The 15,815-nt window shown below is 54.3% G+C and carries 15 protein-coding genes; 8 read left to right on the top strand and 7 right to left on the bottom strand.

Annotated elements, in window-relative coordinates:
* The first annotated feature begins 146 nt into the window (after nt 1-146).
* From ACTJIK_RS19495 to ACTJIK_RS19475, 5 genes are all read left to right on the top strand, one after another.
* Complete coding sequence (locus ACTJIK_RS19495; protein WP_440649203.1) at nt 147-1,136, top strand: GlxA family transcriptional regulator; 990 nt, start codon at nt 147-149, stop codon at nt 1,134-1,136.
* Nucleotides 1,137-1,190: 54 nt separating this feature from the next.
* Complete coding sequence (locus ACTJIK_RS19490) at nt 1,191-2,462, top strand: hypothetical protein (RefSeq protein ID WP_440649202.1); 1,272 nt, start codon at nt 1,191-1,193, stop codon at nt 2,460-2,462.
* Between the two features lie 60 nt (nt 2,463-2,522).
* The gene (locus ACTJIK_RS19485) at nt 2,523-2,897 is read left to right on the top strand and encodes a nuclear transport factor 2 family protein (protein ID WP_440649200.1); all 375 of its coding nucleotides are present in this window, start codon (nt 2,523-2,525) and stop codon (nt 2,895-2,897) included.
* Nucleotides 2,898-2,966: 69 nt separating this feature from the next.
* Nucleotides 2,967-3,425 (top strand): DUF1569 domain-containing protein, encoded by a 459-nt coding sequence (locus tag ACTJIK_RS19480; protein WP_440649198.1) that lies wholly within the window; start codon nt 2,967-2,969, stop codon nt 3,423-3,425.
* 59 nt (nt 3,426-3,484) lie between these two features.
* Nucleotides 3,485-3,691 (top strand): DUF72 domain-containing protein, encoded by a 207-nt coding sequence (locus ACTJIK_RS19475; protein ID WP_440649196.1) that lies wholly within the window; start codon nt 3,485-3,487, stop codon nt 3,689-3,691.
* 5 nt (nt 3,692-3,696) lie between these two features.
* Here ACTJIK_RS19475 and eutC read toward each other — a convergent pair whose 3' ends face one another.
* From eutC to ACTJIK_RS19455, 4 genes are all read right to left on the bottom strand, one after another.
* Nucleotides 3,697-4,434 carry an ethanolamine ammonia-lyase subunit EutC gene (eutC, locus tag ACTJIK_RS19470; protein ID WP_440649194.1) on the bottom strand — a complete coding sequence of 246 codons (738 nt, stop codon included), beginning with the start codon at nt 4,432-4,434 and terminating at the stop codon, nt 3,697-3,699.
* Nucleotides 4,431-5,804: an ethanolamine ammonia-lyase subunit EutB gene (locus ACTJIK_RS19465; protein WP_440649192.1), complete on the bottom strand. Its 1,374-nt coding sequence runs from the start codon at nt 5,802-5,804 to the stop codon at nt 4,431-4,433. The genes eutC and ACTJIK_RS19465 overlap by 4 nt, the downstream gene beginning before the upstream one ends.
* 12 nt (nt 5,805-5,816) lie before the next feature.
* On the bottom strand, nt 5,817-7,124 hold the full coding sequence (eat, locus tag ACTJIK_RS19460; RefSeq protein WP_440649190.1) for an ethanolamine permease: 1,308 nt from the start codon (nt 7,122-7,124) through the stop codon (nt 5,817-5,819).
* 144 nt (nt 7,125-7,268) lie between these two features.
* Nucleotides 7,269-7,904, bottom strand: a complete 636-nt coding sequence (locus ACTJIK_RS19455) for a hypothetical protein (protein WP_440649188.1) — start codon at nt 7,902-7,904, stop codon at nt 7,269-7,271.
* Nucleotides 7,905-8,061: 157 nt separating this feature from the next.
* Here ACTJIK_RS19455 and ACTJIK_RS19450 point away from each other — a divergent pair, with 157 nt between their 5' ends.
* Together ACTJIK_RS19450 and ACTJIK_RS19445 are read left to right on the top strand one after the other, a co-directional pair.
* Nucleotides 8,062-8,496, top strand: a complete 435-nt coding sequence (locus ACTJIK_RS19450) for a serine hydrolase domain-containing protein (RefSeq protein ID WP_440649186.1) — start codon at nt 8,062-8,064, stop codon at nt 8,494-8,496.
* Between the two features lies 1 nt (nt 8,497).
* A complete protein-coding gene (locus ACTJIK_RS19445) occupies nt 8,498-8,734 on the top strand; it encodes a hypothetical protein (protein ID WP_440649184.1) in 237 nt (78 codons plus the stop codon).
* 22 nt (nt 8,735-8,756) lie between these two features.
* Here ACTJIK_RS19445 and ACTJIK_RS19440 read toward each other — a convergent pair whose 3' ends face one another.
* Complete coding sequence (locus ACTJIK_RS19440; protein ID WP_440649182.1) at nt 8,757-10,139, bottom strand: serine hydrolase; 1,383 nt, start codon at nt 10,137-10,139, stop codon at nt 8,757-8,759.
* 751 nt (nt 10,140-10,890) lie between these two features.
* Between ACTJIK_RS19440 and ACTJIK_RS19435 the strand changes: the two genes are divergently transcribed.
* Nucleotides 10,891-13,860, top strand: a complete 2,970-nt coding sequence (locus ACTJIK_RS19435) for a sensor histidine kinase (protein ID WP_440649180.1) — start codon at nt 10,891-10,893, stop codon at nt 13,858-13,860.
* Nucleotides 13,861-13,867: 7 nt separating this feature from the next.
* On the opposite strand, the gene ACTJIK_RS19430 is transcribed toward ACTJIK_RS19435, so the two are convergent.
* Nucleotides 13,868-14,506, bottom strand: coding sequence for a response regulator (locus tag ACTJIK_RS19430; RefSeq protein WP_440649178.1), 639 nt, complete (start codon nt 14,504-14,506; stop codon nt 13,868-13,870).
* A 544-nt stretch (nt 14,507-15,050) separates the two neighbouring features.
* Nucleotides 15,051-15,809 (bottom strand): response regulator transcription factor, encoded by a 759-nt coding sequence (locus ACTJIK_RS19425; RefSeq protein WP_440649176.1) that lies wholly within the window; start codon nt 15,807-15,809, stop codon nt 15,051-15,053.
* Nucleotides 15,810-15,815: the final 6 nt, after the last annotated feature.

Here is a 15,815-nt window from a genome sequence, read left to right as displayed (position 1 = left end):
GATTTCTTCCGGCTCCGGGGAAATTTACAGGGAAAGGTGGAACCAGGACCGCCAACTGCTGACTTATCCGCAGAGGGGTAAAACAGACATCGTCGGGGGCTGTTTTGGACATTTTTTCAGTGTATCTTTAACTGAAATACCATTGTATGAAAACACTCACCATCCTCGTTTCCGAAGGGCAGAACAATCTCAGCAGCGTGGTCGGCCCTTACAAGTTCTTCACGAAGGCCAATGCCTGGTACCGGAACCAGGGAAAAGAAGAAGTGTTCCGCGTGCAGGTGGCGGGCGTTTCGGGCTCCACGGACCTGTACGGCGGGCTGTTCTCCATCAACCCGCATACCTATATCCGGTCCGTCCGGCAAACGGACCTGGTGATCATTCCCGCTCTCGCGCATGAGAACCTGGGCGAAGTGGTGGCGGCAAACAAGGAGGCGGTGGACTGGATACGGCGGCAATACAACAACGGGGCGGAAGTGGCCAGCATCTGCACGGGCGCCTTCCTGCTGGCGGCTACAGGTTTGCTGGAAGGGAAATGCTGTTCCACGCACTGGAACGCAGCGGCGAAATTCAGTGAAATGTATCCCGGCGTAAACCTGCAAACGGACCGGCTGATCACCGACGAACAGGGCATTTATACGAACGGCGGCGCTTATTCTTTCCTGAACCTGATGCTGTACCTGGTGGAGAAGTACTACGACAGGGCCACGGCGATATTCTGCGCGAAAGTGTTCCAGGTGGATATAGACCGCAACAGCCAGAGCCCCTTCACGATATTCAACGGGCAGAAAGACCATGACGACGAGATCGTGCTGCAGGCGCAAACCTATCTGGAAAACCACCTGGACGCGAGGATCAATATGGACGAGCTGGCCGGCAGCCTGGCCGTAAGCCGCCGCAACTTCGACAGGCGGTTCATTAAAGCCACGGGCAATACGCCGGTGGAATACCAGCAGCGCGTAAAAGTGGAAATGGCCAAAAAAGCCCTGGAAACGGGCCGCAAAACAGTGAACGAAGTGATGTACGATACCGGCTACACGGATGTGAAAGCCTTCCGCGATCTCTTCCGCAGGATCACCGGCCTCTCGCCGCAGGAGTACCGCAACAAATACAATAAGAACGCGGTCAGCCTCTATTGACAGTCCGGCCGCTTCTCCGTACCTTGATCCCTGTCATTACAGAAAACCACGTCTATGCAACTATCCTTTCCTTGCCTGCGTATGCACGCCCTGTTGTGCATATGCCTCACTGTTACGTTCGTTGCCTCCGGGCAGTCGCCTGCTCTTCCAAAAAACATCTCACACTTCGATGAAAATGGCATCTCCCGGCAAACGCTGGAATACTACCTCAACCGCTCGGTGACCATGGCGGAATTCCTTGCGGTGGACCCTTACGGCAATGATGGCGAATATCCTTTCAAGGCAGACGATGTGCGCATGATCCGCAACATCGGCGCGAAGTTCATCGGCAGGGCGATCTACCGCTGGGGCAAAGAGGCCACGCTGAACAACCCGGCGTTCTGGTCGGAAGCGCGCAAGCTGATCGGTGAAGTGCATGCCTTCGATCCGGAAGTGATCTTCCAGGCAGCCGTGTTTGAAGCAGTGGGAGAGCAGGCCAGCCAGGTGCCCATCCCGGAGTGGACCTTCAAAGCGCTGGACCTGCCGGTGGAACATCGCAATTTCAGGTACGACAGCATGCTGAACCTGAACGGCAAACTGGTGGACCATTGGGGCAAAGGCCGCAGCGTGCCGGACATCACGCGTACCGAAGCGCAGCTTTGGCTGATGTTCCTCTCCGGCTCGTATATGAACCTTGGCTGCGAAGCCCTGCACATGGGCCAGATAGCGCTGATCGGCATGGAAGACAAAGGCCTGCGCCACTGGGCGCGGTTCCTGGCCAGGGTGAGGGCTTACGCCAAAGCGCATACACGCCGCCACTGGGTGCTGCTGGACGCGCATACACCTTCCGGCGGGATGGTAGTGGATGGCAAAAGCCTGCTGGACTTCAACTCTTTTCCCCTTCGTATAAAACCGGTGGTGGAAAAACCGCAGGAGGCCGTTTTACAGGCAGGTTACCTGGACGCATTCTTTAACAGGAGCAAAGGCGGCATTACGCCCAGTGGCTGGGCCTGCGAATCGCTGCCGTACCTGGTGGAGTTCGATAACTTCGGCGTAAGCCGCAGCCCCGGCGTGGCGGACACTACTTCGCATTTCATCTGGGGATACGACGAGATCACCTGGTTCTACCTTCAGCCGGAACAGTACCGTAACGGCTGGCTTCGCTATGCGCACCGCTGGCTGGCGGAAACCGACCCGAACGGGTTCCTGCAAATGCCCATTTCCCGCATCGTTTCATTGGGCAGAGGCCGGCCCATGATCCGCAACCGTGGTAATACACAATCGCCCGCATGCCCCATGGGCATCAACGTGGAAGAAACGGTAAAGGCCATCTGGAACGGGCGGTGAATGTCGTTTTTTTCCAAGTTTACAGCAGGGCATGGATGTAGCTTGCATAAAAAACATACCATGAACGAAGAACAAACACTGATCGATTTTGCGCATGCCTGGGATGATGCCATACTGACGAACAGCACCGCGGAGTTTGAAAAATTCGTGTCGGAAGACTGGGTGATCGTTGGCACGGAAGGCGGCATCTCGCCAAAAACGGATTACCTGCAGCGGGTAGGCTCCGGCAAGCTGGTGCATACACGCATGGATTCCGGATCTTTCAGGGTGAAAATATACGGCGACTCCGCCGTGATCACCAGCAGGGGCACCAGCGCGGGCACATGGCTGGGAGAGGCTTTCAGCTTGTATGAATGGTCTACCAGCGTATGCCGGCGGGTAAACGGCCAATGGGTGTGCGTGCTCACCATGCTCACGCCCGCGAAAGAAGATTAAAGAATTGGGGTAATGCTTTATTTTTACGGAACATCAACATCAACCTATATTAAACCTAACCTGTAAAACATGGCATTACCAGACATTTTCTCACGCAGCGTTTCAGACCAGGTCATTGAGCGCATTAACCGGCTGACGCCCGAAACCCGGCCACAATGGGGCAAGATGAACGCAGGGCAGATGCTGGCGCATGTAAACGTGGCTTACGAAATGGTGTACGACGACAAATTCCCGAAACCGGGCTTTTTCCTGAAATTCATGCTGAAAACATTTGTGAAAAAAGTGGTGTGCAGCGAAGAGCCCTACAAAAAGAACAACCGCACTGCCCCTGCATTCCTGATCACCGGCGAACGGGATTTTGAAAAGGAAAAAACGCGCCTGGTAGATTATATCAACAAAACGCAGCGGCTCGGCAGCCAGGCCTTCAGCAACAAGGAAAGCCTGTCGTTCGGCAGGCTCAGCGTTCCCGAGTGGAACAACATGTTCTACAAGCACCTCGATCATCACCTTACGCAATTCGGGGTATAAAATCTAAAGCCGCTTCCTCATGCCGCAATCTGCACGCATAGAAATTGGGCGCCGTGGGTATGAAGCAGGGAAAGATCCACATTGGCACATCGGGCTGGGTGTATAAGCACTGGAGAGGCACTTTTTACCCGGAAGACCTGAAGGCCGCGGACTGCAAAAAATGGCAGCAAAAAGGGAAAGATATTTACGTGTATTTCGACAACGACCAGGAAGGATACGCCGCTTTTAACGCGCTTCGTTTAATGGAGCTGACACAGCAGAAGTGAGCGGTTCATTCCAGCGCAGCGGTATAATTATCCTTCAGCATTACGCCCGTAAGCCGCAGGCGCAGCGCTTCCCGCAGGAGGTAGCTTATTTTCGCGGCGGCTATGTCGTAAGGCAAACCTTCCGGCCGTATATTGGAAATGCAGTTGCGCGCCTCGTCCGTAATGCCGGGTTGCGGGTTGAAGGTGAGATACGCGCCCAGGCTGTCAGGAGAGGAAAGCCCCGGTCTTTCGCCAATGAGCATCAGCGAAATTTTTGCCTGCAGGAGTTTCCCGATCTCGTCGCCGATGGCCACGCGGCCCTGCTGCACGAGCTGAATGGGCGCACAGCTGATCCCCTGGCTTTGCAGCATTGGCAGCAATCTTTCTATCAGCGGTATGGCGTGCCGGTTCACGGCGGTGGCGGAAAGTCCGTCCGCCACAATAACCGCCACATCTGCATTGGCGGCCTTCAGCGCAGCGGCGGAGGAAGGATGCAGTTTCCTGCCCTTGTCCGGCCGCTGCAGGTAGACGGTCCGGTCCCCGGCTTCGCTGTGCAGCACATTCACTTCCCATGGCTGCTGACGGAACAGCGGGATATCCAGCGAAGAAAAAACGGCATCCCGCGCATGCGCATGCGCCAGCCTGAACTGCAGCACCTCGCGCAGGGGCATGGCGGCGCCTGTTCTGCCCAAGGCTATCCGCGCGGCGGTAAAAGCACGAAGCCCCTCCCAGGGATCGGGCGTGATGTAATGTTCTTCTTTCATGGATGATTTTGCAGCAGCAGGTGAGAAGATGGTACGGGCAACGATCTGCCGTGTTTGTCCATTAAGCCGTATTGCACCAGCCATTGCTCGAATTCGGGCGCCGGCCGCAAACCCAGCACCTGCCTGATATACAGCGCATCATGGAAGGAGGTGGACTGGTAATTGAGCATAATATCGTCTGCCCCCGGCACGCCCATTACAAAATTACAGCCCGCCACGCCCAGCAGGGTGAGCAGGTTGTCCATATCGTCCTGGTCCGCGTTCGCGTGATTGGTATAACATACGTCCACGCCCATGGGCAGCCCCAGCAGCTTGCCGCAGAAATGGTCTTCCAGCGCGGCGCGGATGATCTGCTTGCCGTCGAAAAGATATTCCGGGCCAATGAACCCCACTACGGTATTGACGAGCAACGGGCTGAAATGACGGGCCACGGCATAGGCCCTGCTTTCGCAGGTCTGCTGGTCCGCGCCTTCGTGCGCATTGGCGGATAAGCTGCTGCCCTGGCCGGTTTCGAAGTACATCACGTTGTTGCCGATGGTGCCGCGCTTCAGTTCCAGCGCGGCGGTATGGGCTTCTTTGAGCATGGAAAGGCTGATCCCGAAACTTTTATTGGTCTTCTCGGTGCCGCCGATGGACTGGAACACCAGGTCCACCGGGGCTTTGTGCATCACCTGCATGGCGGTGGTCACATGGCAGAGCACGCAGGACTGGGTGGGGATGTCGTATTGCTGCCTGAACTGGTCGATCAGCGTGAGCAGGTTCACTACCGCATCAGGACTGTCTGTGGCCGGGTTGATGCCGATCACCGCGTCGCCGCTGCCGTACAGCAGCCCGTCTATCATCGAGGCGGCAATGCCTTTCGGATCGTCTGTATTGTGATTAGGTTGCAAACGTACGCTGAGCCTTCCTTTCAGCCCGATCGTGTTCCTGAACCGCGTTACCACTTCCATCTTGCGGGCGGCGCTGATCAGGTCCTGGTTGCGCATGAGCTTGCTCACCGCCGCGGCCATTTCGGGTGTGATGCCGGTGGCGGTTTGCTGTAAAGTAGCCGTGTCTGCAAGGTCGCTCAGCAGCCAGTCGCGGAAGCCGCCCACGGTGAGGTGGGAGATGGGCGCGAACGCGGTTGCGTTGTGCGTGTCTATGATGAGACGGGTCACCTCGTCTGTTTCATAAGGAATAACGGGTTGCTCCAGGAAAATTTTCAGCGGGAGGTCTGCCAGCGTCATCTGCGCGGCCACACGCTCCTCGTAGGTTTCGGCGGCAAGCCCCGCCAGCGCGTCTCCCGAGCGGTACGGCGATGCTTTGGCCAGCAGCGTTTTCAGGTCGCTGAAATGATAGCTGCGTTGGTGTATGGTATGGCGCCAGGACATAGATATTTTTTCTCAGGAAAGCTGCCTGATCTTTTGTTTCTGGATGATAAGATACGTAATCCATGTGACCAATAAACCTGCGAAGAAAATAACGCTCAGCAGCCGGTTGTAATAAATGATGGCGCCGAGCGTGATCACGGACAGGCCCAGTGCGATGGCCGGGAACCAGGGATAGAAGGGCGTTTTGAACGGCCTTTCCAGCTGCGGCTCTTTTTTGCGGAGCACGAACAGGCTGATCATGCTCACGATGTACATTACGATGGCCCCGAGCACAGACAATACCACCAGCTGGTCTGTGCGGCTGATGCAAAGCGCAACAATGCCTGCCAGCGCGCCCACTACCAGGGCGTTGTAAGGCGCCTGCCGTTTGCGGCCGACAGCGGCCAGCAGGGAGGGAAGGTAACCTTCCCGGGCCAGCGCGAATATCTGCCGGGAATAGCTGATGATGATGCCGTTAAAAGATGCGATCAGCCCGAAGAGGCCGATGCCGGCAAACACTTTCGTGATCCCGCTGTCTTTCCCCAGCACAATGCCGATGGCTTCAGGGAGCGGGTAATCGATGGCGGACAGCCGCTGCCAGTTGGTAATGCCGCCGGTGAGCAGCATCACGGCCAGCGCCAGCACCACCAGCGTCAGTATCCCGGAAATATAACCGATGGGGATGTTCCGTGCCGGGTTCTTTACTTCCTCTGCCACCATCGCCACCCCTTCGATGCAGACATATAGCCACACCGCGAAGGGCAGGGCCGCAAATACACCGCTGTAGCCGAAAGGCAGCGCGTCTTTCAGGAAATTTTCCATCTTGAAATGCGGCGCCACAATGCCAAAATATACGAGCAGCTCCACTACCGCCAGCAAGGTGAACAGCAGCGTGAAAGCGGCGGATTCTTTAATGCCCAGGAGATTGATGCCCGTGAGCAGCAGGTACACGCCAATGGCGGTGCCCAGCACGGGCAGCCCGGGATGCAGGAAATGAAGGTAGTTGCCTAATGCAAACGCAATGGCCGGGGTGGCCAGCAGGAATTCGACGAGGGTGGCGTAACCTGCAATGAGCCCGCCTGTGGGGCCAAGGGCTTTCCGGGCGTAAGAGAACGGCCCGCCCGCATTAGGGATGGCGGTCGTCAGTTCTGTAAAGCTGAAAATAAAAGTGACATACAGCAGCGTGACCACCAGCGTGGCCAGCAGGAAACCAACAGTGCCGGCAACGCCCCAGCCGTAGTTCCAGCCGAAATATTCCCCGGAGATCACCAGTCCTACTGAAATGGCCCACAGGTGCACAGGGCGTATCGCTTTTTTAAGTGTAGCCGGTTTTTCGGACATAGGCGGATTTTGGCGATTTTGAAATGCGGTTGATCTCAAAAAGTACAAAATTCCGCCGGGAAATTAAATTAATTGGGAAGAGGCAGTGAAAAATACCAGGATATAAATTATTTCAATGCGTCTCAAAATTCAAAGCTGGTCAATTTATTGATGCGCATGCTGCTGATACGCCGCCGCGATAGCATCGGGCGTTACCAGCTTCCCGTCTTTCTTCAGCAGGTAAAACCGGCCCATGCGGCACCACGCATGCGCGGAAGCCCATTGGGCGGGGATGTTGAGCTTTAAAATAAAATTGTTGGCGAAGCCGCCCGGCACTTCAATATACTGGTCCATCATGCTGAGCAATAAATGGCCCTCCGAAGGCGGGTGAATGATCCGGGCGGTTCCGGGAGGGGAGATCAGCACCGGATCGATGCCGCCGTCTGTCCGCTTCCAGAACATCCTGGCGCTGTCGGAAATATTCTTGCCGCAACTGGCCAGTATCGTCAGGTTTAGGGTATCGCCGGGGGTGAAGAACGCGGTCAGCGATTGGACCACTTTGATATTTTCGGGAGGCTGGGGAAGGAAAAACACCGTGTCCTGCACCTGCTGCCACCTGCCAACCGACCTCTCTGCCGCCCGGCCACAGCCGCCTTCGGCAAAAAAGGTGCCGTCGCGGTACAGCATCACGGAAGCGGCGCAGCTGTCCGGCGACTGTTTATAGAGTTCATAGTCAGCTGTTTGGCCGGCAGCCGTTACCGATAATAACAACGCAGGCAGAAGAAAAAAGGAGTGTTTCATGACCCGGACAGGTTTGTTGGCATTCAAATATAGTATAAATATTATTAATATTTAATCCCGCCTTACTTTCATTTCCGGGCCGGCCACTGCTCAATTCCGGAATTGAATAGGCTATAGGCGGGCATTTTCACAGATTTGCCGAAACAAAGTACAGCGCATGCACAAAAGACCTTTCGCCATTTTTATACTGATCATTGCTACATCCGCCAGCCTCCGGGCGCAAGACCACCGGTGGGAGAGTGCTAATTTTCAATCCTTTGAGCGCAGGCTGGAACAGCTCCGCCTGAAATATCACATCCCGGGTATATCCGTGGGCGTTATGAAAGGAAAAGAACTGGCCTGGGCAAAAGGGCTGGGGTATGCCGATGTGGAGAACAAGCTGCCGCCGGACGAAAATACCGTGTACCAGGTGGCTTCTGTCACCAAAACCTTCGGCTCCATCATCCTCATGCAGCAGGTGGAAGCCGGTAAGATCAGCCTCGACGACCCTATCAATCAATACGGCATCAACCTGGGCGCCCGCTGGGGCAGCGACCCGCGCATCAAAATAAAGCACCTTATGACACATACGGCCATGGGCAATAGGCATTAAGATGGTGTGGCATACCGGCTGGTGGATGGGATATTCCGCTTTATTCCTGAAAGTGCCGGAGAAAGACATTACGTTCATTATCCTCGCCAACTCGCAGGACCTGAGCAGGCCCTTCTATCACATTGTACAGCCCATCCCTGGTTTCTTCGGGGTGCTCAGTCCTTTCCATAAGAACCTGAATAAAAAGATACAGGCATCAAAATTTGCGAAGGCTTTCCTGGATCATTTCCTGGAGTGAGGGAGCGGTGGTTGTTGCTGCTTTATTTCCCTTGCAGCTTCTTCAGCTGCACTACGGCATTATTGTTCCGCGGGTCCAGCGTGAGGGATTTCTGGTAGTATTCGATGGCGAGTGCGTTGTTACCTTTTTCCATCCAGGCTTCGGCCAGGCTGTCCCACACGTTGCCGGATTGCGGGAAGTCTGCCGCATTCAGCTCCAGTACGGCAATGGCGTCGTCTATCTTTTTCTGCCTGAGCAGCAGGTAGCCGATCGTATTGATATGCGCTTCGGCCAGGCCTTTTCCTTTTTCACGGTAAGCCCGGAGGGCAATGGCGGCGCCGCGTGTCTCGATATCGCTTAGCAGAGCGGGCGCGGCGGGATCATATTTTGTATAGCCAAGCCAGCTGATGGCAGGATGCTGGCCGCCGATGGCGTCCTTCAGCATTTCCGTTGAAATGGAAAGGCCGTTGTAGCTGTTGGTGAAATAAAGAATGGCATTTTTCTTTTCAAGGTCTGCCGTAAAATAACATTTGCTATCCCCCTGGTCGCCCCAGTGCCAGGCGTATTTACCGGCGGGTGTGATTTCCAGGCCAACGCCCAGCCCCCAGGCCACCTGCGAGCTGTCGTTTACCTTTATCTGCGGGCTGAGCATCGCTTGCCAGGTAGCGGGTTTCAGGCCTTTGCCGTTCATGAGGGCGATGAGGAATTTCGAATAGTCTTCAATGGTAGTGCGCAGGCTGGCGGCGGCATTCACGCCATGGCCTTCCCAGCGGCGGGAGGGTTTGCCCAGCCAGTCGTGGCGGTATACCAGCAGGGAGTCGAACGGGGTTTCCCAGTTGAAGCTGCTGCTGGTCATGCCCAGCGGTTCAAACACGGTTTTTTTGATGTAGGTATTGAATTCAGTGCCGGTGATCAGTTCGGCGACTTTCGAAAGCATCACGAAACCTTCGCCGGAATACTGGAACTTTTGCCCCGGCTGGAACAGGACGGTCAGTTTGCCGCCTTCGGGCCGCCAGTTGGGGAACCCGCCGGAATGGCTGAGCACCATGCGGGCGGTGATGAGCTGCACTCTCTCGTCTTCCACTTCATAATTGTTGCCGAGGTATTTGATGAGGGGCTGGTCCAGGTTCAGCCGGCCCTCGTCTACCAGTTTTAGTACGCCGTAGGCGGCCACTACTTTGCTGAGCGATGCCGCTTCAAAGATAGTGGCCGCGGTAACAGGGTTACCTGTGCTGGAATTGCGGACGCCATAACTCCCGGTCCATACCAGCCTGCCGTTCTCAATGAGCGCGGCGGCCATACCAGGGATAATCGCTTCATTCATCAGGACAGGAATGTCCTTTTCCAGCTTTGCAACGGCGGGGCCCTGTGCGCTGATGCTGATGGCGGACAGCTGCAGGCAGAGGAGCAATAAGGGTGCTTTCATGGCAATAATATATTTAGGAGCAGGGGCTGCCTGCGGTACGACAGATTACAATATAAGGACGCACGTTTAGCCGGATAGTTTCAGCGAGCCGGGATTTTTTTTCGGGATGCTCAGTTTCGGGATCTCTCTTTGCTATAAACGCATAATCCCCCTTGTAATTGTGAGGTTATTGTATGGCCTCCGCTGGAAACATAGACTTGATAAGCAGAGCTTGCATAGTTCATCACCGTGATTGCCTGTTTTCGTATAGGCGTTAAATGCAGTCCCGCATTAGATCCGCAATGACGACCTTTACTGGCCATACGGCCTGGTCATAATTTACCTTTAAATAATTATAATTTACCTTAAATATAACGCAAAATATCTATTTTTCAGTTTCTGCTATTGCTGTATGGGCTTACCTTTGAAAGTTTTTTTATATGTGAATTCCCAACTGTCGCTGGTGTTTTATTTTCAAAAAAACAAGCCATTCGCTTAGGAATCCGAATAATTCAGTTTTATATTTGCTGCGTCAGATTCCCGTCGGATGGAGCGGATCAAATCCATATCTATATAGCTATGTTTTTTTGTATATGAAACGTCGGAAACCCCCTTGCTTGCAGCGTTTATATCTTTAACAACGCATTTATATAGTACACCAGCCGGATTTCTTTTTTGAAGGGCCATGAGATCGTTAGTCTTATTACTTGGTTTAATTGTTGGTACTTTAAGTGCCGCGTGCGCTCATTTTGTCGATTCACTGCCTTATACGGTGGAGCATTTCACCGATGAGAACGGTTTGCCGCAGAACAGCGTTAAGTTCCTTGCGCCTGACAGCGACGGTTTCCTGTGGATGGCCACGGAAAGCGGCCTCGTACGCTTCGATGGCAAGAAGTTCAGGAACTTCAACAGCACCGACCTTCCGGTACGCAGCAGCCGTATCGCTTTCCTATACCCCGGCGCGGACAGGAAAACGCTCTTCGCCCGCACGGAGGATATGGAGGCCATCGGTGTCAGCAAGGGGATAGCCGTCTTTGGAGGGAAACATCTCCCGGCAACGCGGGATTATGATTATTTCATCGGCCAGGGCGATAGCACCGGTATTTTTCCCATAGTGGGCCTTCCCAATTTTTTCGCGGGTATGATCGGGAACCACGGCAAGTACCTTGTTCCCACCGGTGCGCATTCCTATTACCTCGTTTCCCGGGGCGCCTGGTCCTATTTCGATAAGAACAAATCAAACTTCAGCGGCAGATACGCCTATACGAACCCCTGGAACTTCTTTACGTTCCGGCAGCATCTCTACCACCTGGACGCAAGCGGCCGTTTCATCTACCTGCACAGGAACGGTCAACAGCCCGCAACGCTGCTGGGCGACCTGCCCGCAGACCCTGCTTACCGCCTGCACGGGAACAAAATGGTGCTGCATTGGAATTATGTGGCCGGGCAAATGTTCGTATACCTGGAAGGCAACCTGTACAGCCTGGCGGAAGGAGAGGGAGGAACGCTGTACTCCAGGAGGGTGCTGCATAATTTTAGTTTCGACCGGCAGGAGATCATGTGCGTTTATTACGACGAAAGGCTCGGGAAGCTTTTCCTGGGCAGCCTGACAAAAGGTTTGTTCGTGATCACGAAGAAACAGTTCAGGCCCATGAGGGCGGTTATGGCACGGAATAATGTCTTCTATTCGCAGGCTTCATTCGGTCCCGATGGCATTGTTACCCCCCAGGGATATGTTTTTGACGCCCAGGGCAACGTTAAGCAGCTGCCGCTGCTGCAACAATACAACAGGGGGGATAATTATTCCCTGCAAACGGACGAACAGGGCAACCACTGGTACAAGGTAGGCTGGAAGCTGCTCAAGTTCAATAAGGATTTTTCGGAGTTACTGTGGGAGCGGGAACTGCACGACGAGATCAGCCAGCTGTATGCCGGGCACGACGGCCGGTTGTGGATCGGGACGAAACATACCGGCATCTATTACCTGGATACCAACAAGCCGGACCCTGTGCCCCTGCTGCTCACCGCCGCCGTGCCGGACGTTTCTTATTTCGCCTACGAACAACCCGGCGTTCTATGGGTCGGCTCCGGCAAGGGACTCTTCAGGGTTAAGCTGAGCAACGCGAAAGTGGACACTATTGCGGGCCTCAGCGGGCATAATGTGCGCAGCCTTTATGTAGTAACACCCAAAGAGCTTTGGATCACGACTTACGACAAAGGTATTTTCCTGCTGCTCGATGGCCGGGTGCACCAGATGCCGCTGGACAAAATGCAATACCTGTCCGCCTCGCATTGCATGATCCCGGACGACAACGGGTATTTCTGGATCACCACCAACAAGGGTCTTTTCCAGGTATCGCGCAACGACCTGCTGGCGTATGCGCGCGGGGAAACCTCTTATGTTTTTTATCTCTATTACTCCAAGTACAACGGTTTTTATACCAACGAATTCAACGGCGGCTGCCAACCCTGCGCCCTGAAGCTGGCTAACGGCAGCCTGTCACTCCCTTCGCTGGACGGGCTGGTGGTGTTCCAGCCCGGGGAGGTCCGGCCCGAGGTGCCCGACAAGGGGTTGTTCCTGGACATGATGGAAATGGACACCCGCCGCATTGCGCTGAGCGACACAGTATTGCTGCCCAACAATTACCGGCAGTTCCGCCTGGAAGTGAATACGCCCTATTATGGCGACCGCTACAACCTGCAGATGTTCTACACCCTCGAAGGCGACGGGGACGATATCTGGCTGCCCGTTGAAAACGACCGCTCTATTTCCTTTTCCCGCCTGCATTCCGGCAATTACCGGCTCCGTATCCGGAAGGTGAGCGGCTTCGGGCGGCATAATTATGTGGACAAGCTGCTTTATATCACCGTGCAGATCGCCTGGTACGAAACGCTCTGGTTCAAGGTGCTGGCGGCCTGTTTCCTGGGCCTGCTCGTATTCGTTCTGATGCGCATCAGGCTGGCGCGCAGCCATTACAAGAACCGGATGCTGGAGCTGCATGTGTCTGAACGTACGCGCAAGCTGGAAGAAACGCTGGAATTCCTGCAATCGTCTGAACGGCAGCTGCACCAGCAGGCGCTGATGCAGCAAAGGCTGATAGCCGCCATCACCCACGATATTAAAACGCCCATGAAGTTCCTGCTGCTGATGACGGGCTCCATGAAGGATAAAGACAAGCAGCATGCCGCGCTCTACGAAACGCATTACCGCATGTACCATCTCATCGAGAACCTGATCCAGTACATGAAAATGCAGTTCTCGGAAAACGGCTCATCCTCCGAAATGCTCAACCTGGACGTGCTGCTGAAGGAGAAGGTGGATATCTTCAGGCCCATCGCGCAGCTGCGCAACGTGGAGATCATTCACCGTACCAACGGCACGGAACCCGCCCTGGTGAACCGGCAGCTGCTGGGGGTGGTGGTGCACAACCTGCTGGACAATGCCGTGAAATACACCACCGCCGGTACCATTACCCTGGAAACGGAGCGGCACGACGATGTGGTCATCATCCGTATCATCGATACGGGCATTGGCGTTCATCCCGTGCTGGCGGAGCGGGTCAATATGCATACGCCGGGGAAATACCTGATAGGGGACAACCGCTGGCCGGAAGAGCTCCAGGGCCTGGGCCTGCTGATCGTGGTGGAATTGCTGCGGCTGATAAACGGCAGGCTGAAAATGCAGCCGAACGAAGGCGGCGGCACAAGGGTGAGCATCGTGCTGCATACCACCCTCCGTTAGAATATCCTCAGATAGAAGTGCTGTACATCTTCACTTTTTCCAGTAACTCAATGACATTACTGATCTGCAGCTTTTCGAAGATGCGGGTCTTGTAGGTGCTTACGGTGGTCACCTGCAGGTTGAGCATGTCTGCAATGCGCGCCACGGGAATGCCTTTGGTGAGCAGGTACATCACTTCCACTTCACGCCCTGAAAGGGCGGACAAGGGGTTCAGCACCGGTTCGCGCTGGGAGTTGAGCATGTTCAGTAATTGTTCCCGCGTGCCGGCGCTCATATATTTCTGCTGGTTCAGCACGGTGCTGATGGCGGAGCGGATCTCTTCTTCCGGGGAATACTTCACCAGGTAGCCGTCTGCCCCGGCCTGCATATAATTGATGGCGAACAGCTGTTCGTCGTACCCGCTGAACATCAGTATACGGATATTGGGCTGGCGCAGCTTCACGGCGTCTATCATCTGGAGGTTGTTGCCACCGGGAATATTAATGTCGAGGATCAACAGGTCGAAAGGCCTGGATTCCAGCTGCGCGATCACCTCGTCGAACGTAGAGGCCTCTTCAACAGCAGCAGGGGTGGGAAGCGTGGATATGATATGCGAAACGCCGAGCCTGACAATGGTATGGTCGTCTGCAATGAGTATACTTTTCATAGGAGGTGCGGTTCTGATAGACTGATCCGGTAAAATTAAACAATTTTATATACCCTGTACCTATCTCCCGGCTGTTTTTGGCAAAGTAGTACGATTACTACAGCCGTTGCGAATAAGCTCTATAGCAGGAGTCATAAAGATGGTATAACTTAGGTACTGTGAATTGGTCAACCAGCATACATTTTAGATGAGCATATCCATATTCTATCAATAACCGTTCAAACCGTAACCACCTATGAAGAATTGTATCCGTTCCCCGAGAATGCCGTATTTCACTCATTTCAGGCATGCAGTGCTGTTTTCATTGCACATGTAACCGATTTCCTGTATTTATTGAACCAATGTGCTATGAAAATATTACGTCGGTAGGAATGCGTATACCCCGGAACCGTACCTGGAACAGCCGCTGGTGGTAACCTGGCTCCCTGAACCGCAACCGAATACACCTGCTACCTGCAACCTGGTAGAATTTATTTTGCGGAACGGACCTGTTTATCCCCGTACAACGTGCGCTGTTCCGGTACCGGCGCCGGTTTCAAAGGGTTTATTTCTTCTGCATCACATACTGGCTGGGGCTTACCCCGAACTGTTTGATAAAATTCTTCCCGAAATGCGTTTGTGATTTGTACCCCACCATCATGGCCACCTCGTATATTTTGTAATTCTTTTCCGCCAGCAACTCCGCCGCTTTTTTCAGCCGCGTGATATTGATCAGCTCATGCGGCGTAAGGTCTGATATCGCCTTGATCTTCCTGTACAGGCTGATCCGGCTCATGTTCACGAAGCGGGAAAGATGGTCCACATCCAGCTCCGTATTTTCTATTTCCCTCAAAATAAAATCGTAGATGCTGTTGAGGAAAGCCTCGTCTTCCCGCGTATGCGCCATGGTATTGATCGGCGCCTGCGGCGTGCTGGCAAAGTATTTCCTGATCTTGATGCGGTTGCTGAGCAGGTTGGCGATCTGCACTTTGAGGTAAGCAGGGGAGAAGGGTTTTTCAATATAGGCGTCCGCCCCTGTTTCCAGCCCCTCGATCTTGGACCGGAGCGTGTTTTTGGCGGTAAGCAGGATAACAGGGATATGGCTGATCTCGAAGGTGGTCTTGATGCGCTTGCAAAGCTCCAGCCCGTCTATCAGCGGCATCATCACGTCGCTGATCACCAGGTCCACGCTTTCTGCATGCAGGATGCTGATCGCCTCTTCGCCGTTCTCGCAACGGAGAATGGTATATTCGCCTTCAAGGATAGAACTCACAAAATCAAGGATCTCTTCGTTGTCGTCAACAAGCAGAATAACAGGTTGCATAACGGT

Source organism: Chitinophaga sp. 22620 (assembly GCF_052044405.1).
Classification (GTDB): Bacteria; Bacteroidota; Bacteroidia; order Chitinophagales; family Chitinophagaceae; genus Chitinophaga.
The sequence above is the reverse complement of the archived record's forward strand: the minus strand, read 5'-3'. Positions and strand labels throughout refer to the sequence as shown.

Bases quoted from the DNA above. Each gene is read 5' to 3' on its own strand.
- ACTJIK_RS19495 (WP_440649203.1), top strand. From the start codon at position 147: ATGAAAACACTCACCATCCTCGTTTCCGAAGGGCAGAACAATCTCAGC.
- ACTJIK_RS19490 (WP_440649202.1), top strand. From the start codon at position 1,191: ATGCAACTATCCTTTCCTTGCCTGCGTATGCACGCCCTGTTGTGCATA.
- ACTJIK_RS19485 (WP_440649200.1), top strand. From the start codon at position 2,523: ATGAACGAAGAACAAACACTGATCGATTTTGCGCATGCCTGGGATGAT.
- ACTJIK_RS19480 (WP_440649198.1), top strand. From the start codon at position 2,967: ATGGCATTACCAGACATTTTCTCACGCAGCGTTTCAGACCAGGTCATT.
- ACTJIK_RS19475 (WP_440649196.1), top strand. From the start codon at position 3,485: ATGAAGCAGGGAAAGATCCACATTGGCACATCGGGCTGGGTGTATAAG.
- eutC (WP_440649194.1), bottom strand. From the start codon at position 4,434: ATGAAAGAAGAACATTACATCACGCCCGATCCCTGGGAGGGGCTTCGT.
- ACTJIK_RS19465 (WP_440649192.1), bottom strand. From the start codon at position 5,804: ATGTCCTGGCGCCATACCATACACCAACGCAGCTATCATTTCAGCGAC.
- eat (WP_440649190.1), bottom strand. From the start codon at position 7,124: ATGTCCGAAAAACCGGCTACACTTAAAAAAGCGATACGCCCTGTGCAC.
- ACTJIK_RS19455 (WP_440649188.1), bottom strand. From the start codon at position 7,904: ATGAAACACTCCTTTTTTCTTCTGCCTGCGTTGTTATTATCGGTAACG.
- ACTJIK_RS19450 (WP_440649186.1), top strand. From the start codon at position 8,062: ATGCACAAAAGACCTTTCGCCATTTTTATACTGATCATTGCTACATCC.
- ACTJIK_RS19445 (WP_440649184.1), top strand. From the start codon at position 8,498: ATGGTGTGGCATACCGGCTGGTGGATGGGATATTCCGCTTTATTCCTG.
- ACTJIK_RS19440 (WP_440649182.1), bottom strand. From the start codon at position 10,139: ATGAAAGCACCCTTATTGCTCCTCTGCCTGCAGCTGTCCGCCATCAGC.
- ACTJIK_RS19430 (WP_440649178.1), bottom strand. From the start codon at position 14,506: ATGAAAAGTATACTCATTGCAGACGACCATACCATTGTCAGGCTCGGC.
- ACTJIK_RS19425 (WP_440649176.1), bottom strand. From the start codon at position 15,809: ATGCAACCTGTTATTCTGCTTGTTGACGACAACGAAGAGATCCTTGAT.